Source organism: Burkholderia sp. BCC1640 (genome assembly GCF_902833125.1).
GTDB lineage: Bacteria > Pseudomonadota > Gammaproteobacteria > Burkholderiales > Burkholderiaceae > Burkholderia > Burkholderia diffusa.
The window spans coordinates 26,175-43,980 of sequence record NZ_CADFEF010000018.1; the positions used below are offsets into that span (position 1 = coordinate 26,175).

The following is a 17,806-nucleotide window of genomic DNA, read 5'->3' on the forward strand; positions in this document are numbered from 1 at the left end:
TGCAACACGGTTGCCCGGGGCGTCGTGCTTTCCCGTAAAGGGTAAAGGCGACGCTACGCCGCGCTGCGCAGCGCCTCGCTCGCCGCCGAACGCGCGGCGTGACGGCCGGCCCGCCGGCCGAAGAACGTCGCGTCGGCCAGCGACAGCCCCGAGCTGTACCCCGCGCCCCAGCGCGGCAGCCCGCAGCTCGTGCGGCCGGCCGCATAGAGGCCCGCCACCGGCACGCGCGCGGCGTCGAGCACCTGCCCGGTCGGCAGCGTATCGAGCCCGCCCAGCGTGAAATGCGGATAGAACGCGTAGTCGATCCGGCAATCGAGCGCGACGAACGGCGGCTCGATCAGCGGCTTCAGCCACTTCTTCGCCTTGTGGAACAGCGGATCGGTGCCTTCGGCCGCGTGGCGGTTGTAGACGTCGACGGTCGCCGTCAGCGTGCCGGCCGGCATCTGCAGGTCGCGTTCGACTTCCTCCCATGTCTCGCCCGCCGCCGCGATGCCGATCCGTGCGATCGCGGGCGGCTCCTGGTAGGTCGCCTGGTCGACCAGCAGGTAGATCCGGTCGTCGGCCTGGTGGAACGCGTGATGGCCGGTGCGGCCGTGATAGCCGTCCTCGTTGATGAAGCGCTGGCCGCGCGCGTTCACGAAGATCCCGTGGATCAGCGATTCGGGCGCGTAGAACGGCAGGCTGACGAAGCCCTGGTCCATGTGGATCGCGGCCCCGCCCGCGCTCTGGCCGAGCAGGATGCCCGAGCCGTCGTCGCCCGGGCTGCCGATCGGTTCGTCCGAGCGCAGCAACTGCGGCGCGTGCCGACGCACCATGTCGCGGTTCATCGCGAAGCCGCCCGCGCACAGGATCACCGCGCGGCGCGCCCGCACGCATGCCGTCTCGCCGTACGCGCGCAGCACGACGCCGCGCACCGCGCCGGCATCGTCGACGATCAGCGCCAGCGCGCGCGTGTCGTAGCGCATCGACACGCCGAGCGCCTGCACGCGCTCGGCCAGCACGCGCATCAGCATCTGCCCGCCGCCCCAGCCCGGCCATTGCGGCGTGTGGCCGCGCGGGCACGGCTTCGCGGCCTCGCTGAACGGCCAGGCCTCCTCGCTGCCCGACCAGATCAGGCAGTCGTCGGTTTCCGGTTCGACGATCCGCTCGGCGATGAACGTGTTCTTGTACGTGAGGCCCTGCGCGACGAGCCAGTCGTGATGCGCGAGGCTCTCGTTCGCGTAGAGCCGCACCTTCGCCTCGTCCGCGTCCCGGCCGCCCGCGAGCATCAGGTAGCGGTACAGGTCCTCGGTATCGTCGCTGAAGCCGGCCTGCCGCTGCGCGGGCGTGCCGCCGCTGCCGCCGAGGTAGATCTCGCCGCCGGACAGCGCGCTCGTGCCGCCGTAGCTCGATGCGCGCTCGACGATCAGCGTGTCGGCGCCGGCGCTCGCGGCTTCGATCGCCGCGCACGCGCCGGCCGCGCCGAAGCCGACGATCACGACGTCGTGTTCGGCATCCCAGCGAGGCACGTCGCGGATGTTCAGGGGGCGGGTCAGGGAATAGTCGGATGACATCGCGTAATGGTTCTGCGTGAAGGGAATCGGTGAAAGACGGTGGTCGCGGCGAAGCACCGCGGGCAGGCGGCCCGACGCGGACCTCGGCGCGTTGTCGATGCGAGCGTTCGAGCGTGCGCAGTCGAGCCGCGCGTGGTGTCGCGGGCGGGAGATTCGAACGACGACGGAAACCGGATGGGCGCCACGCGACGCATGTATCGCGGTGCCCCCCGGTGTGTCCGCCAGGACGCCGCCGCATCGCGACGGCTTCCGGGCGACATCGAATCGGCGCGGCGCACGGCCGCGCCGGCGTCACATGCCGCGCAGCGCGGCGAAGCCGAAGTGCGACGGATCGATCGGTACGCAACCGGTCGGCAGTCCGTTGGAGTCGACCGAGCGGCATTGCAGGATGCCGGCCGCATACGGCGGCGACGGGACCTGCTCGGCGCCATATCGCGCCATTGCCATGGCCGCGAAGGTGCCCATCGCCAATACGCACAGCTTGCGAATCGTGAGTCTCATGATCGTCGTCCCCTCCGGTTGACCGCTATCGCGGTTCGTGTCCGGCGACCGGCCACATGCAGCGGCACCGGATGACTGCACGGTAGCCAGCGCCGGCTCGCCGGCCATCGTCCATTTCGACTAGGGACAAACGCGAAGCAGGCTTCATGCGGCGTGTCGCGTCGCAGCATTACCGCGCGGCCGGTCCGACCGAGGGACCCGCAAACCGGCCGTCCTGGCTTGATACGATCAGCCGCATCACCGTCGGGCGCATGCCGCGCATCCGCCGCTGCATCGCAGCATCGGACGCTGCGGCGCCGTCGGTCCCGGTGTTTTCCCCGATCCTTACCCTGCTCCGTATGGATGATGAGGATCGATCGGTCCGATGCGAACCTGCGCGTCGACGTCGCAATGCCGCCGCGTCCGCGCTCGCGGCGCGGCAGACGCTTTCCGTTCACTCACGGGAGTACCGCATGACCGATTCGAATCCCCGCCACGCGCTGTACGAACTTGCATGCCGTTACGCGCAGGCCGTCGACCGGCGCGACTGGCCGCGCCTCGCCACCCTCTTCACCGCCGATGCGCAGCTCGACGGCCCCGGTTTCCGCTTCGACGACCGCGATGCGATCGTCGCCGGAATGAGCGTGATCGAGCGCTACGAGACGACCCAGCATCACGTGCACAACCAGCTCGTCACGCTCGACGGCGGCGAAGCCGATGTCGAGACCTATGGCGTCGCGTGTCACGTGTATGTGCGCGACGGCGTGAAGCGCAAGCTCGACTGGGGGCTGCGCTATCGCGACCGCTGCGTGTTCGACGGCGGCACCTGGCGCTTCGCCGCGCGCACGCTGCACGTCGACTGGTCGCAAGACCTGCCGCTGGAGGGCTGAACGATGCGCTCGCCCCTTCCCCTCGCCGGCCGCACCGCGCTCGTCACGGGCGGCGCCGGCGGCATCGGCGCGGCCTGCGCGCACGCGCTCGCCGCCGATGGCGCGGCCGTCGTGCTGATGGGCCGCCGCCGCGACGCGCTCGAACGCACGCAGCGGCGCCTTGCCGACACGGTGCCCGGCAGCCGCGTCGCGATCCACGCCGGCGACGCCTGCGACGACGCCGACCTGCAGGCCGCGCTGGATACCGCGTGGGCGCTCGACGGCCGTCTCGACATCGTCGTACCGACCGTCGGCGGTGCCGGGTTTCGCCCGCTGCTGATGCACGACGCCGACAGCTTCCGCGCGGAAATCGACCTGAACCTGCACAGCGCGTTCGCCGCGATCCGTCACGCCGCGCCGCGGCTCGCAGATAGCGGCGGCGGCTCCATCGTTTGCATCTCGTCGACGGCCGCGCAGATCAATTTCCGCTGGCTGTCCGCGTACTGCACCGCGAAGGCCGCGCTCGAGGCGCTGGTGCGCGGCGCGGCCGAGGAACTCGCCGGCGCGAAGATCCGCGTGAACGCGGTGCGGCCCGGCCTCACGCGCTCCGAAGCCACCGCCCCGATGTTCGACAACCGTGCGCTGGTCGACAGCTTCCTGGAACAGATTCCGCTCGGCACGCTCGGCGAACCGGATGCGATCGCGCATGCGGTGCGCTACCTCGCGGGCCCCGAATCGGGCTGGGTCACCGGCCAGAGCTTCGCGGTCGACGGCGGCCACGAGTTGCGCACCAACCCGCGCGTCGACGCCACGATCGCGCAGATCTACGGCGCGGCCGCGCTCGATGCGGTCAAGGCCGGCCGCGCGCCGGGCGTCGCATGAGCGCCCGCCTTCTTTCAACGTCACAGGAAATCGACCCAAAGATGAATCGAGTCGCAAACAAGGTCGCGCTGATCACCGGCGCGGCGAGCGGCGTCGGCCGCGCCGATGCGCTGCTGCTGGCCGCCGAGGGCGCGCGCGTCGTGCTCACCGACATCGACGAGGATGCGGGCCGCGCGCTCGCGCGCGAAATCGGCGATACGGCGCTGTTCGTGCGCCAGGACATCGCCGACGAGGACGGCTGGCGGAACGCGATCGCGTCGACGCTCGATCGCTTCGGCCGGCTCGACGTACTCGTCAACAACGCGGCGATCTGCCCGGTCGGCTCGATCGAGGACACGAGCCTCGACACCTGGCGGCGCGTGCTGCGCGTCAACGCGGACGGCTATTTCCTCGGCTGCAAGTACGCGATCGGCGCGATGAAGGACAACGACACGCCGGGCTCGATCGTGATGATGTCGTCGGTCGCGGCGCTCGGCGGCCTGCCGATGATGTGCGCATACACCGGCTCGAAAGGCGCGGTGACGGCGCTCGCGCGCAGCGTCGCCGTGCACTGCAAGCGCAGCGGCTACCGGATCCGCTGCAACTCGATCCACCCGGACGGCATCTGGACGCCGATGACGCAGGCGCTGATGCCCGGCCTCGATCCGGCCGAACTCGGCATCGGCAACGATCCGATGGCACGCATGTGCGACCCGCAGGACGTCGCGAATCTCGTGCTGTTTCTCGCATCCGACGAGTCGCGCTTCGTGAACGGCGCGGAGCTGCGGATCGACAACGCGCAACTCGTTTCGTCGCTGTGATGCGGCTCGCGGCTTTTCCGTTCGAAGGAGTGTTGTGATGATTTCATTTACCGGCAAGACGGTCCTGATCACCGGCGGCGGTGCGGGCATCGGCCGCGCGTGTGCGGAAGCATTCGGCGCGGCGGGCGCGCGCGTCGCGGTGGCCGAGCTCGACCCCGCTCGCGCGCAGGACGTGCGCCAGGCGCTCGAAGCCGCGGGCGTCGACGCGCTCGTGGGCACCGTGGACGTCACGCGCCGCGACGAGGTCGACGCATTCGCGCGAACGATCGACGCACGCTTCGGCGGCCTCGACGTGCTCGTCAACAACGTCGGCGATTTCCTGCAGATCGCGAAGCCGTTCGACGACCATACCGACGACGACATCGCGCGGCTGTTCGACGTGAACCTGCGCCAGGTGTTCGTCGTCACGCGCGCGATGCTGCCGTTGCTGCGCAAGCGCGGCGCGGGCGGCAGCATCGTCGGCGTGTCGTCGATCGAAGGCTTCCGCGCGATTCCGAACTGCAGCGTCTATGCGTCGTTCAAGGCCGCGCTGACCGGCTTCACGAAAAGCCTCGCGCTCGAACTCGGGCCGGCCGGCATTCGCGTGAACCAGATCGCGCCGGAGACCACCGAGACGCCGCAGGTGCCCGTGAGCGCGATGGTCGCGGCCGAGCATCGCGCGCACATCCCGCGATGGATTCCGCTCGGGCGCTTCGGTGCGGCCGGCGACATCGCGGGCGCGGCGCTGTTCCTCGCGAGCCCGCTCGCCGCGTGGGTCACCGGCACGACGCTGCACGTGGACGGCGGCGCGCTCGCGGCGGCCGGCTGGTATCGCGACCCGAACGGCTTCTGGACCAACATGCCGGTCGTCACGGGCAACGGCTTCAACTTCTGAGCGCCGATCCGCGCGGCTTCACTCGTTCAATCGTCGGTTCAATTCATGCGGCGCGCCAGCGCCGCCCTCGGAGACACCATGAAAATCCTGATCATCGGCGGCACCGGCCTCATCGGCGGCCACGCCGCGCTGCATCTGCACGCGCAAGGCAACGACGTGACGCTCGCCGCCCGCAAGCCGCCCGCGCCGGGCAGCGCGCTCGCGCAATTCGACGTGCTGCTGCGCGACTATGTGGCCGGCAACTTCACGCGCGACGATCTCGCGCCGTTCGACGCGGTCGTGTTCGCGGCAGGCAACGACATTCGTCACCTGCCGCCCGGCACCGACGAAGCCGCGCACTGGGAACGCGCGAACGTCGACGCGGTGCCGCGCTTCTTCGCGCTCGCGCGCGATGCGGGCGTGAAGCGCGCGGTACTGGTCGGCAGCTTCTATCCGCAGGTCGCGCCGGCACTCGTCGACACGGTGCCGTACGTGCGCTCGCGCCATCTCGCCGACGAACGCGTGCGCGCGCTCGCGTCGCCGTCGTTCGCGGTGTGCAGCGTCAATGCGCCGTTCGTCGTCGGGTCGGTGCCTGGGCTGCGCAACGAGATGTTCGCCGCGTACACGGGCTATGCGCAGGGCAAGCTCGCCGGCCTGCCGGTGTACGGGCCGGCAGGCGGCAGCAACTTCATCTCGACGCAGTCGCTGTCGGAAGCGATCTGGGGCGCGCTGCAACGCGGCGCATCCGGCAAGGCGTATCTCGTCGGCGACGAGAACCTGAGCTTCGCCGACTACTTCGCGGCCTTCTTTCGCGCGGCCGGCAATCCGCAGCCGGTGCCGTCGCTCGATCAGGAGCATCCGCTGCTGCCCGATATGGCGATCTACACGGGGCGCGGCAACGTCGTGTCGTACGAACCCGATCCGGCCGATATCGCGCTGCTGCGCTACCGGCGCGGCGACGTGCAGCGCGCGGTGAACGAAGTGGTCGCGCATTGCGGCGCGTAGGCGCACTGCCGGCGCGACACGCGCAACGCTGAAACGAAGCAGAAACAAAACGTCCCGCCGCCGGCGATGCATGCCGGCGGCGGGACGTTCATGCCACCACGTCGTTGCTTCGTTGCTTCGTTGCTTCGACCCGGATCGTCAGCCGCCGATGCGCTGCTCGATCTTCTTCATCGTGTCGGTCAGTTCGGTCGGCAGACGCAGCTTCAGCGTGTCGAACAGCGCAGCATGCAGCTTCAGTTCCTCGCGCCATTCGCCGGCGTTCATCGACGTCACCGCCTCGAACTGCTCGCGCGTGAAGTCGAGCCCGTCCCAATGCAGGTCGTCATAGGCCGGCGATACACCGAACGCATGGTCGCCGCCGCCGCCGTTGCCCTCGAGGCGATCGAGCATCCATTTCAGCACGCGCATGTTCTCGCCGAAGCCCGGCCACACGAACTTGCCGTTCGCGTCCTTGCGGAACCAGTTCACGCAGTAGATCTTCGGCAGCGTGGCGCCGGCGCCTTCGATCTGCTTGCCGAGCTTCAGCCAGTGCGCGAAATAATCGCTCATGTTGTAGCCGCAGAACGGCAGCATCGCGAACGGGTCGCGGCGCACGACGCCCTGCTGGCCGGCAGCCGCGGCGGTCGTCTCCGAGCCCATCGTCGCGGCCATGTACACGCCTTCGATCCAGTCGCGCGCCTCGGTCACGAGCGGCACGGTCGTCGAGCGACGGCCGCCGAAGATGAACGCGTCGATCGGCACGCCGGCCGGATTTTCCCAGTCCGCGTCGATGGACGGGCATTGCGATGCCGGCGCCGTGAAGCGCGAGTTCGGGTGCGCGGCCTTGCGGCCGGTTTCCTTGCCGATCTCCGGCGTCCACGGATTGCCCTGCCAGTCGGTCAGCTTCGCGGGCGGCGTGTCGGTCAGGCCTTCCCACCACACGTCGCCGTCTTCCGTCAGCGCGACGTTCGTGAAGATCACGTTTTCCTTCAGCGTCGCGATCGCGTTCGGGTTGGTCTTCACGCCCGTGCCCGGCGCGACGCCGAAGAAGCCGGCTTCCGGGTTGATCGCATACAGGCGCCCGTCGCGGCCCGGCTTCAGCCACGCGATGTCGTCGCCGATCGTCGTGACCTTCCAGCCCTCGAAACCCTGCGGCGGGATCAGCATCGCGAAGTTGGTCTTGCCGCACGCGGACGGGAACGCCGCCGCGACGTGATACTTCTTGCCGGCCGGAGACGTCACGCCGAGGATCAGCATGTGTTCGGCGAGCCAGCCCTGGTCGCGGCCCATCGTCGACGCGATGCGCAGCGCGAAACACTTCTTGCCGAGCAGCGCGTTGCCGCCGTAGCCCGAGCCGAAGCTCCAGATCTCGCGCGTATCGGGGAAGTGCACGATGTACTTGACCGGGTTGCACGGCCACGGCACGTCCGTCTGGCCCGCTTCGAGCGGATGGCCGACGCTGTGCACGCACGGCACGAATTCGCCGTCCTCGCCGAGCACGTCGTAGACGTCGCGGCCCATGCGCGTCATGATCCGCATGTTCACGGCCACGTACGGACTGTCGGACAGCTCGACGCCGACGTGCGCGATCGGCGAGCCGAGCGGGCCCATCGAGAACGGCACGACGTACAGCGTGCGGCCGCGCATCGAACCGCGGAACAGACCGTTCAGCGTCTCGCGCATTTCTTCCGGCGCGATCCAGTTGTTGGTCGGGCCGACGTCGTCGGGCGATTCGGTGCAGATGAAGGTGCGGTCCTCGACGCGCGCGACGTCGGACGGATCGGACTGCGCGAGATACGAGTTCGGGCGCTTCGCCGGATTCAGGCGCGTGAGCGTGCCCTGATCGACCATCGCCTGGCACAGCGCGTCGCTTTCTTCCTGCGAGCCGTCGCACCAGACGACGCGGTCCGGCTCCGTGAGCGCCGCGATTCGCGACACCCAGTCGATCAGTTTGCGATGCTTGACGAATGCCGGAGGAGCGATCAGCGGGCCGTGCGTCGCTTCGGCCAGATTGTTTTGCGACATGGAAATGTCTCCAGACTATTGGGCGGGGATGGGGGATGCGGGACGCGCCCGCGAGATGGGGAATGCGGTCGGAGCGCAGGATGCAGCGACGCGCAAGGCGGGACACGCGAGCGGAGCGCGTGTCGATGCCGCGATGCGGGCGAGAGAATGTGATGTCTCGTATGAGCGTGCGAACGCGAGTTTCGCCATGCAAGCAACCTGCCGTACAACTCCATGCCGGCCAGCATACCATCGCCGTTATCGGGCGGGCGTTGCGTTGCAACAAGAAACAACTGTGACGACACGCCGGCATGCCGCTTGCCGGCGCGTCCTTTTTATTGCACCGACGCGTGAGCTTTGGGGACGAAACGGCTGGAACGTCCGTCCTGCAAGGGTTTCGCGAAAACGGAAAAATCGCGCGACAGGTTCGCATGCGATGCACGCGAACGCTCGCGGCGCAGATTCGTGTTTTCGCTACTCAGGCAAACCCTGAATTAGGTTGCGCACACAAACATCCAGCGCGCATGCGTCGTATGCGCTACCGCTCAAAACGGCGCGCCAGGCAATCCGGGGTAATACGCGCCCGCCGCCATCCCGCCGTCGACGGACAGTTCGGCGCCGTTGCAGTACGACGCTTCGTCGCTCGCGAGAAACAGCGTCGCACGCGCGATTTCGTCAGGCAAGCCGACGCGCTGCAGCGGCACGTGCGTGTAGTGCTTGTTGATCTCGTCGAGCGGCGCGCCGGTCGGATTCGACATCGCGGTGTTGACGCCACCGGGATGGATCGAATTCACGCGCACGCCCTGGTGGCCGAGTTCGAGTGCCGCCACCTTCGTCAGGCCGCGCACGCCCCATTTGCTCGATGCGTAAGCGGCCAGCGCGTTCACGCCGCGCAGTCCGTCCACCGACGAGATGTTGACGATCGACCCGCTCTTCTGCGCGATCATGCGCGGCGCGATCGTGCGAATGCCGACGAAGGTGCCGACGAGGTTGATCGATACCGCGCGCTCGAAATCACGTTTCGACAATTCCGTGATCGCGCCGAACATCAGCACGGCCGCGTTGTTCACGAGCACGTCGATGCGGCCGAACTGCTCGACGGTCGCATCGGCGACCCGCGCCCAGTTCGCCTCGTCGCTCACGTCGAGCCGCATGAAGCGTGCCGCGTCGCCGAGTTCGCGCGCAAGCGCCTCGCCTTCCGCATCGAGCACGTCGCCGATCACGACGCGCGCGCCCTGCTCGACGAACAGCCTGCATGTCGCGGCGCCCATCCCGCGCGCGCCGCCCGTGACGATCGCCACCTTCCCTTCCAGTCGACCCATGTCGTACTCTCCTCGATGCTTTCCGATTCCGGTTTTCCGGCCGCGACGCACTGCCACGCGCCTCGGTGCCGGCCCTTGATGTGCGTCGCGTTCGCCGTCAGCCCCAGTACGCCTGCCCGCCGTCGAGCGGCAGCGTGGCGCCCGTCAGGTACGCGGCGTCGCGGCTCGCGAGAAACACGATCGCGCGTCCGATGTCCTGCTCGCAGTCGCCGACGCGGCCGAGCGGGATCGTGCGGAAGAACGCGGCCGCTTCGTCCGGATTCGCGTCGATCCAGCCCTTCAGCCCCGGCGACAGCGCATGCGGCGCGACCGCGTTCACGCGAATGCCGTCGGCACCCCATTCGCATGCCGCCGCACGCGTGAGCGCGCGAATCGCTTCCTTGGTCGCCGCGTAGGCGCCATAGCCCGACGCGTCCCAGCGCACCGCGGCCGACGACGCGAAATTGACGATCACGCCATCACCCTTCAGATGCGGATGGCACGCGCGCATCATTCGCAGCGTCGCGATCGGCCCCGACTCGAGACCCGCGAGAAAATCCGCGTCGGTAACGTCGAGCAGGCGGCCGAGCGGCACGACCTGCGCGTTGTTGATCAGGATCTGCACGCCGCGAAACCGCTCGACGACCGCATCGACGCAGCGCGCGATCTGCGCGGCGTCCATCACGTCGCACACGAACGGCTCCGCGATACCGCCGCGAGCGCGGATCGCGTCGCAGGTCGCGACCAGCTTGTCGCGCGTGCGGCCGACCACGGCCACCTGTGCGCCTTCGGCCGCGAGCGCGTGCGCGACGCCTTGCCCGACGCCCTGCCCCGCGCCCGTCACGAGCGCGACCTTGCCTTCGAGGATGCCCATCTGCACTCCTTAAGCGACGATCGCCGGATGAGCCTGCACGGGCCCGCCAAGCAGTTCGCGATACGACGGCGGCTGCTTGCCGTCGAGATCCGCGATGCCATACTGCAGCGCGGCTTCCGCGCCGACCAGCACCTGCCCCGACAGCGCCATGCGCTGCGGATCGGCGTGGATCGCATGAATCACGCGGCCGGTGAATTCCGGGCTTTCCGCAACGAGCGAGAATTCCTTGTAGAGATCCGGATGCTCGTCCCACACGCGCGTCGTGCGTTCGGTGCGCAGCGGCCCCATCCAGATCGACACGGCCGCGACGTCGAACGGTTTCAGGTCGACGGCCATGTCCTTCGCGAACTTGTCGACGCCGGACTTCTGCGCGCCGTACGCGGCGCCGTGCATGTAGCAGCTCGCGCCGAACGACGACGTGAACGCGATCAGCCCGCTGCGGCGCCTCGCCATCAGCGGCGCCGCGTGCCAGCTCGCGACGTACGCCGAGCGCAGCCCGACGTCGAGGATGTTCACGAGGTCGAGCGACTTCTCCCAGAACGGGCCCGGCAGGATCAACTGGTCGTGCAGGTAGGTCGCGTTGTTGACGAGGATGTCGAGCCGCCCGCTGTCGCGTTCGACGCGCTCGAACAGCGCCTTCACCTGCGCGTCGTCCGCGTGGTCGCACGCGACGGCGATCCCGCGGCCGCCGAGCGCGTCGATCTCGCGCGCGGTTTCGTGGATCGTGCCGGGCAGCGGCGCGTCGCCTTCGTTCTGCGAGCGGCCCGTCACGTAGACGGTCATGCCGGCCGCGCCGAGCGCGCGCGCGATGCCCTTGCCCGCGCCGCGCGACGCACCCGTCACGACGGCGACCGGCGCCTCGTTGTTCTGTGCCATGTTCGATGTCTCCTGAGGATTGCTTTTCAACCTGCGTGGGTAGTGCGCGCCGTCACGCGGCAGGCGGCTGCGCGCCGGCGAACAGCACGCCAGGCGCGTCGCCGTCGTAGCGGGCGGACAGCGTCGACGTGACGACGCAGCGCGTGCTTGCGATCTTCCATTCGCCGTCGACCTTCCGGTATTCGTCGTCGTAGGTCGCGCCGAGCTGCGTGAGCGTGCGCGCGTTGGTGTCGAGCATCTGGTAATGCAGGCCCCACGTGCCGCGCGCATGCGTGTCGTCGAGCACGGTGATGTCGGGATTCACGCCGTGGTGCATCTCGATGATGTGCGGGTGGCAGCCGAGCCGCTCGAACACGTCGACGAGCGCGTCGCGGTGGTCGAACGTGCCGATCCGGCCGTAGTCGATGTGCACGGTGCCGGGCGCGAAGCAGTCGCGCATCCCTTGCGGATCCTTCCGGTCGCAGCACGTGAAGTAGCGCGCCTTCAGGCGGCGGATCGCGTCGGCGTCCTCCAGCCTGCGCACGCGCACTTCCATTCGTTCGATCGGGGTCATGCCGTCTCCTTGGTCTCGTGTGCGCGGATCGAAGCCGCGTCGACGCCACGTTACAGGCGCAATGAAGGCCGGCCATCACCTGTTTGGATGAACCACGATGCCGCGTATCGGCGAGGTTGAACGCAGCCCCCGCGGCGTTCGTCCGAACAGACGATGTGATGCAGGCGGGTTCGTTCCTACCATCGAATGACACCAACACGAGACACGGCGATGGACGAGACGACCCGCACGCTCCACGAGTACGAGCAGATCCGCCAGCTGAAGTACCGGTATTTCCGCGCGGTCGACACGCACGACTGGTCGCTGCTCGCGCAATGCCTGACCGAGGACTGCGAGGCGCACCTGTACGGCGGCCGCTATGCGTACGACGGCCGCGACGCGTTCGTGTCCAGCCTGCGCGAACTGATCGGCAAGCCGACCTTCCTGACGATGCATCACGGCCACCACCCCGAGCTCACGCTGGTGTCCGCCGATCATGCGTGCGGCGTGTGGTTTCTCGAGGATCATGCGATCAATCTGGAGGACAACTACCTGCTGCACGGCACCGCGTTCTACGACGACCAGTACGTAAAGCGCGACGGCGTGTGGCGCATTCACGCGACGCGTCACGAGCGCCTGTTCGAAACCGTCACGTCGCCGATTCCGCCGTCGTTCACGCTGACCGCCAACCGCTTCTCACCGGGCGCGCAAGACGCATCCGGTGCGATCGATACGGCCGTCAGCGCTTCCTGAAACCCGGCGGCAGCGCCGCCGACCTCGTTATTCCCTTTGGAGCCGGAGCAATGGAGAAAGTCATTTACGTGTTGTGGCGCGATGCACAGGCCGCGCCCGAGCAGTGGAGCCGCAGCGTGCGCGCGCAGCTCGCGGACAAGCTGCTGTCGCTAGGGGCGCACGGCGTGCAGGTCAATGTTGCCGACGCCGATGTCGCGCCGGCCGCCGGCCTGAAGCAGACCAACACGCACCCGGGCATCGACGGCATCGTCGCGATGTGGATCGACAGCGCGAACCCGATGTTCCGTCAGCCGTTCGACGACGCGGTGCGCGCGATCGTCCCGCACATGGCCGCGTATCTCGTCACGGAGTCGCAGCCGATTCCGAACACGCGCTTTCCGGCGCGGCCCGGTGAGCGCACGAGCGGCTTCTCGCAGCTCGCGTTCCTGAAGCGCCCGCCGCGCCTCACGCACGAAGCATGGCTCGACGTATGGCACGGCCATCACACGCGCGTCGCGATCGATACGCAGGACAACTTCCTGTACGTGCAGAACGTGATCGTGCGTGCGCTCACGCATGCGGCGCCCGGCTACGACGCGATCGTCGAGGAGTGCTTCCCGGCCGCCGCGATGACCGATCCGTACGCGTTCTTCGATGCGGTCGGCGACGAGGAGAAATTCCAGCGCAACGTCGCGGAAATGATGGACAGCTGCGGACGCTTCATCGATTTCGACAAGATCGACGTGGTGCCGACGAGCCAGTACGTCGTGAAGGCCGTGCGCGGATAAAAAAAACGCCAACCCGTCATGAACGGGTTGGCGTCGTGCCGCGGGTATGACGATTACGAGAACTGGTTCATCGTGTTGTCCTTGCCCGCCGCCTTCAGCGCTGCTTCGCCGCTGAAGTATTCCTTGTGGTCGTCGCCGATATCCGAGCCGGACATGTTCTGGTGCTTGACGCACGCGATGCCCTGACGGATTTCCTTGCGCTGCACGCCGGCCACGTAACCGAGCATGCCCTGTTCGCCGAAGTATTCCTTCGCGAGGTTGTCGGTCGACAGCGCGGCGGTGTGATACGTCGGCAGCGTGATCAGGTGATGGAAGATGCCTGCTTCACGCGACGCATCGGCCTGGAACGTACGGATCTTCTCGTCGGCGAGCTTGGCCAGTTCGGTCTCGTCGTACTCGACGCTCATCAGCTGCGCACGGTCGTATGCCGACACGTCCTTGCCCGCTGCCTTCATCGCGTCGTACGCCTGCTGACGGAAGTTCAGCGTCCAGTTGAACGACGGGCTGTTGTTGTACACCAGCTTCGCGTTCGGGATGACCTTGCGGATTTCGCTGACCATGCCGCCGATCTGCGCGATGTGCGGCTTTTCCGTTTCGATCCACAGCAGGTCGGCGCCGTTCTGCAGCGACGTGATGCAATCGAGCACGCAACGTGCTTCGCCCGTGCCGGCGCGGAACTGGAACAGGTTGCTCGGCAGGCGCTTCGGACGCAGCAGCTTGCCGTCGCGCTTGATGACGACGTCGCCGTTGCCCAGCTGGTCGGCCGACAGCTCTTCGCAGTCGAGGAACGCGTTGTACTGGTCGCCCAGGTCGCCCGGCGCGTTGGTCACGGCGATCTGCTTGGTCAGGCCGGCGCCGAGCGAGTCGGTACGGGCGACGATGATGCCGTCGTCCACGCCCAGCTCCAGGAACGCGTAGCGGATCGCGCGGATCTTCGCGAGGAAGTCCTCGTGCGGCACGGTGACCTTGCCGTCCTGGTGGCCGCACTGCTTCTCGTCGGACACCTGGTTTTCGATCTGGATGCAGCACGCGCCCGCCTCGATGAACTGCTTGGCCAGCAGGTACGTCGCTTCGGCGTTGCCGAACCCGGCGTCGATGTCGGCGATGATCGGCACGACGTGCGTCACGTGGTTGTCGATCTTTTCCTGGATGGCGGCTTTCGCAGCGGCATCCTTGGCGGCATCCAGCTCGCGGAACAGACCGCCGAGTTCACGTGCGTCGGCCTGGCGCAGGAACGTGTACAGCTCGCGGATCAGCGCGCTGACCGAGGTCTTTTCGTGCATCGACTGGTCGGGCAGCGGACCGAACTCCGAGCGCAGTGCGGCGACCATCCAGCCCGACAGGTACAGGTAACGACGTTCGGTGCTATTGAAGTGCTTCTTGATGGAGATCATCTTCTGCTGGCCGATGAAGCCGTGCCAGCAACCCAGCGACTGCGTGTACTTGGCCGGATCGGCATCGTACGCGGCCATGTCGGCGCGCATGATCTTCGCGGTGTACTTGGCGATGTCGAGGCCCGTCTTGAACTTGTTCTGGGCACGCATGCGGGCGGCATACTCGGGGCTGATGGCATTCCACGCGCTGCCGTGGTTTTCCTTCAAGCCAGCCACTGCCTTGATGTCGTCTTGATATTGGGACATGTCAATCTCCTGGGAACGAAGCGCATTTGAGTAAAGGGTTCAGCGTGCCCGCTCCGTGTGACGAAGCGAACTGCATGGACTCAATAGTAACGCCGCCCGATGCGCTTTCGGCGAAGTCTTATATAAGACATAAGATATAAATTTCGCTTGTTTTTCAATGAGATAAGCAATGCGTTTTGCGATGCAAAACAGGTTTTCAAGCGGCGGGACGGCCGCGCGGCGGGAATTTCCCACGCATTCCGCGATATGAAACGGCCTTTCGGCAGTTGGTGGGATGACAAACACGGCGGCCCATGCGTCGGGCCTTTGCCACGCACATGACAAAACGTCTATACTTGGACAATTCATCGACGGCGAACCGAAGCGCGCCGTCGCCGCGTACCGCGATGCGCCCCCCTCCTGCCCGGATCGACATGAGCGACTATCCCGTTTTCGACGCGCTGTGCGAGCTGCTGAACACCTCCGGTGCGCGGTTCCGCGTGCTGGACCACCCGGCCGAAGGCAAATGCGACGTGATCGCCGCGATTCGCGGCACGCGTCCCGAACAGGGCGCGAAGGCGATGCTCTGCACGTTCAAGGACGGCGGCGACGTCACCGCGCTCGCGGTCATCCCCGGCCATCTGAAGATCGATTTCCGCAAGGTCGCCGACGCGGTCGGCCGCCGCAAGGCGACGCTCGCGCCGCCCGAACTCGCCGCCACGGTCACGCGCTGCGTGATGGGCGCCGTGCCGCCGTTCGTGTTCGACCCGAACGTGACGCTCGTCGTCGACCCCGCGCTGATCGAACTCAACGACGAAATCGCGTTCAACGCGGGCCGCCTCGACCGCTCGGTCGTGCTCGACGCGTCCGACTACGTGCGGATCGCCCGCCCGCTGCTGGCCGACATCACGCGCCCGGAAACGACCGACGCGCCCGCGCTCGAGGCCAATACATGACCACGCCCCGCCCCAGGCCGCAGTCGGAACAGGCATCGCTGATCGAGCAGGTGCTGCGCATCGCCGAAGGGCTCGGCGCGATGTTCGCGCCGTTCACCGAAGTCGTCGTGCACGACCTGCGCACGCCGGAGCACGCGATCCTCGCGATCCACAACAACCTGTCGGGCCGCGCGATCGGCGATCCGGCGACCGAACTCGGGCTCGCGCGCATCGAGGACGAAGACTTCCCGCAGGTCCTCGCGAACTACGCGAACCGCTTCGCCGACGGCCGCACCGCGAAAAGCACGTCGATCGGCATCAAGGATTCGAGCGGCCGCTATGTGGCCGCGCTGTGCCTGAATGCGGACGTCACGCTGTTCCGCGGTTTCCAGGGGATGCTGAACCAGTTCTGCAGCACCGAAGGCGCGCCGGTCGCCGAAACGCTCGACCCGGCCGGCGCGGACGCGATCCGGCAGCGCATCGACGCGTTCGCGACGCGCCTCGCGACCACGCCGCGCGAGCTGAAGACTGACCAGCGCCGCGAGCTGATGCAGACGCTGAAGGCCGACGGCTTCCTTGAGGTGCGGCGCGCGATGGAAATCGTGTCGCAGCACCTCGGCGTGTCGCGCGCCACCGTATACAACGATGCGAAATGACCCTGCGCGTGACGGACGCGCGCCCTGTTGACCGACTCTTCCGACGAGCGACTCATGAACACTCCGACCCTCCCCACCTACGACGACGTCGCGGCCGCCGCGGCACGGCTCGACGGCCACGCGCACCGCACGCCCGTGATGACGTCGCGAACGATCGACGAAGCGCTCGGCGCGCAGGTGTTCTTCAAGTGCGAGAACCTGCAGCGCATGGGCGCGTTCAAGTTCCGCGGCGCGTTCAACGCGCTGTCGCGCTTCGACGCGACGCAGCGCCGCAACGGCGTCGTCGCGTTCTCGTCCGGCAACCATGCACAGGCGATCGCGCTGTCGGCGCGCATTCTCGGCATCCCGGCGACGATCGTGATGCCGCAGGACGCGCCGGCCGCGAAGATGGCCGCGACGCGCGGCTACGGCGGCAACGTCGTGACCTACGACCGCTATACCGAGGACCGCGAGCAGATCGGCCGCGCGCTTGCGGAGCAGCACGGGCTCACGCTGGTGCCGCCGTACGACCACGCGGACGTGATCGCGGGCCAGGGCACGGCGGCGAAGGAGTTGTTCGACGAAGTCGGGCCGCTCGACGCCGTGTTCACGCCGCTCGGCGGCGGCGGCCTGCTGTCGGGTACGGCGCTCGCGACGCGCGCGCTGTCGCCGCAAGCGAAGCTGTACGGCGTCGAGCCGGAAGCCGGCAACGACGGACAGCAATCGTTCCGGTCCGGGTCGATCGTCCACATCGACACGCCGCGCACGATCGCCGACGGCGCGCAGACGCAGCACCTCGGCAACCTGACGTTCCCGATCCTGCGGCGCGACGTCGACGACATCCTGACCGCGACCGACGCGGAACTGGTCGACTGCATGCGCTTCTTCGCGACCCGTATGAAGATTGTCGTCGAGCCGACCGGCTGCCTGTCGCTCGCGGCCGCGCGCCGGATGAAGGACGAACTGAAAGGCAAACGCGTCGGCATCGTGATCAGCGGCGGCAACGTCGATCTCGAGAACTTCTGCGCGCTGGTCGCCGCATCCGCGTGACCGTCACGGCGCGCGGATGACCGCATGAACATCCTGTCA

The 17,806-nt window shown here is 67.7% G+C and carries 18 protein-coding genes; 10 read left to right on the forward strand and 8 right to left on the reverse strand.

Going from position 1 to position 17,806, the window contains the following annotated elements:
• Positions 1–53: 53 nt before the first annotated feature.
• Positions 54–1,553, reverse strand: coding sequence for an FAD-dependent oxidoreductase (locus HWX25_RS20005; RefSeq protein WP_175909947.1), 1,500 nt, complete (start codon positions 1,551–1,553; stop codon positions 54–56).
• A 291-nt stretch (positions 1,554–1,844) separates the two neighbouring features.
• On the reverse strand, positions 1,845–2,054 hold the full coding sequence (locus HWX25_RS20010; RefSeq protein WP_059525742.1) for a hypothetical protein: 210 nt from the start codon (positions 2,052–2,054) through the stop codon (positions 1,845–1,847).
• 452 nt (positions 2,055–2,506) lie between these two features.
• Here HWX25_RS20010 and HWX25_RS20015 point away from each other — a divergent pair, with 452 nt between their 5' ends.
• From HWX25_RS20015 to HWX25_RS20035, 5 genes are all read left to right on the forward strand, one after another.
• Positions 2,507–2,923, forward strand: a complete 417-nt coding sequence (locus tag HWX25_RS20015; protein ID WP_059525569.1) for a nuclear transport factor 2 family protein — start codon at positions 2,507–2,509, stop codon at positions 2,921–2,923.
• Positions 2,924–2,926: 3 nt separating this feature from the next.
• On the forward strand, positions 2,927–3,784 hold the full coding sequence (locus tag HWX25_RS20020; RefSeq protein WP_175909948.1) for an SDR family oxidoreductase: 858 nt from the start codon (positions 2,927–2,929) through the stop codon (positions 3,782–3,784).
• A gap of 41 nt (positions 3,785–3,825) precedes the next feature.
• Positions 3,826–4,584 (forward strand): SDR family oxidoreductase, encoded by a 759-nt coding sequence (locus HWX25_RS20025; RefSeq protein ID WP_059819137.1) that lies wholly within the window; start codon positions 3,826–3,828, stop codon positions 4,582–4,584.
• Between the two features lie 40 nt (positions 4,585–4,624).
• Complete coding sequence (locus HWX25_RS20030; protein ID WP_208457049.1) at positions 4,625–5,458, forward strand: SDR family NAD(P)-dependent oxidoreductase; 834 nt, start codon at positions 4,625–4,627, stop codon at positions 5,456–5,458.
• Between the two features lie 78 nt (positions 5,459–5,536).
• Positions 5,537–6,442, forward strand: coding sequence for an NAD-dependent epimerase/dehydratase family protein (locus HWX25_RS20035; protein ID WP_059819139.1), 906 nt, complete (start codon positions 5,537–5,539; stop codon positions 6,440–6,442).
• 138 nt (positions 6,443–6,580) lie between these two features.
• On the opposite strand, the gene HWX25_RS20040 is transcribed toward HWX25_RS20035, so the two are convergent.
• From HWX25_RS20040 to HWX25_RS20060, 5 genes are all read right to left on the reverse strand, one after another.
• Positions 6,581–8,446, reverse strand: coding sequence for a phosphoenolpyruvate carboxykinase (GTP) (locus HWX25_RS20040; protein ID WP_175909952.1), 1,866 nt, complete (start codon positions 8,444–8,446; stop codon positions 6,581–6,583).
• Between the two features lie 524 nt (positions 8,447–8,970).
• Complete coding sequence (locus HWX25_RS20045) at positions 8,971–9,747, reverse strand: glucose 1-dehydrogenase (protein ID WP_175909954.1); 777 nt, start codon at positions 9,745–9,747, stop codon at positions 8,971–8,973.
• Between the two features lie 97 nt (positions 9,748–9,844).
• A complete protein-coding gene (locus HWX25_RS20050; RefSeq protein WP_175909955.1) occupies positions 9,845–10,600 on the reverse strand; it encodes an SDR family oxidoreductase in 756 nt (251 codons plus the stop codon).
• Positions 10,601–10,609: 9 nt separating this feature from the next.
• Entirely contained in the window at positions 10,610–11,476 is an 867-nt protein-coding gene (locus HWX25_RS20055; protein ID WP_124622762.1) for an SDR family NAD(P)-dependent oxidoreductase, read from the reverse strand.
• Between the two features lie 52 nt (positions 11,477–11,528).
• Positions 11,529–12,029 (reverse strand): nuclear transport factor 2 family protein, encoded by a 501-nt coding sequence (locus HWX25_RS20060; RefSeq protein WP_175909957.1) that lies wholly within the window; start codon positions 12,027–12,029, stop codon positions 11,529–11,531.
• Between the two features lie 210 nt (positions 12,030–12,239).
• Between HWX25_RS20060 and HWX25_RS20065 the strand changes: the two genes are divergently transcribed.
• Positions 12,240–12,761, forward strand: coding sequence for a nuclear transport factor 2 family protein (locus HWX25_RS20065; RefSeq protein WP_175909959.1), 522 nt, complete (start codon positions 12,240–12,242; stop codon positions 12,759–12,761).
• A gap of 50 nt (positions 12,762–12,811) precedes the next feature.
• A complete protein-coding gene (locus HWX25_RS20070; RefSeq protein ID WP_175909961.1) occupies positions 12,812–13,528 on the forward strand; it encodes an EthD domain-containing protein in 717 nt (238 codons plus the stop codon).
• 53 nt (positions 13,529–13,581) lie between these two features.
• Here HWX25_RS20070 and HWX25_RS20075 read toward each other — a convergent pair whose 3' ends face one another.
• Positions 13,582–15,168 (reverse strand): isocitrate lyase, encoded by a 1,587-nt coding sequence (locus HWX25_RS20075; RefSeq protein ID WP_175909963.1) that lies wholly within the window; start codon positions 15,166–15,168, stop codon positions 13,582–13,584.
• A 413-nt stretch (positions 15,169–15,581) separates the two neighbouring features.
• Here HWX25_RS20075 and HWX25_RS20080 point away from each other — a divergent pair, with 413 nt between their 5' ends.
• Genes HWX25_RS20080 through HWX25_RS20090 form a run of 3 tightly spaced genes read left to right on the forward strand, consistent with a single transcriptional unit; the run spans position 15,582 to position 17,767 of the window.
• A complete protein-coding gene (locus HWX25_RS20080) occupies positions 15,582–16,103 on the forward strand; it encodes a YbaK/prolyl-tRNA synthetase associated domain-containing protein (protein WP_175909965.1) in 522 nt (173 codons plus the stop codon).
• Complete coding sequence (locus HWX25_RS20085) at positions 16,100–16,738, forward strand: PAS domain-containing protein (protein WP_059819148.1); 639 nt, start codon at positions 16,100–16,102, stop codon at positions 16,736–16,738. Before HWX25_RS20080 ends, HWX25_RS20085 begins: the two co-directional genes overlap by 4 nt.
• Before the next feature lie 54 nt (positions 16,739–16,792).
• The gene (locus tag HWX25_RS20090) at positions 16,793–17,767 is read left to right on the forward strand and encodes a threo-3-hydroxy-L-aspartate ammonia-lyase (protein ID WP_059690160.1); all 975 of its coding nucleotides are present in this window, start codon (positions 16,793–16,795) and stop codon (positions 17,765–17,767) included.
• Positions 17,768–17,806 lie beyond the last annotated feature (39 nt).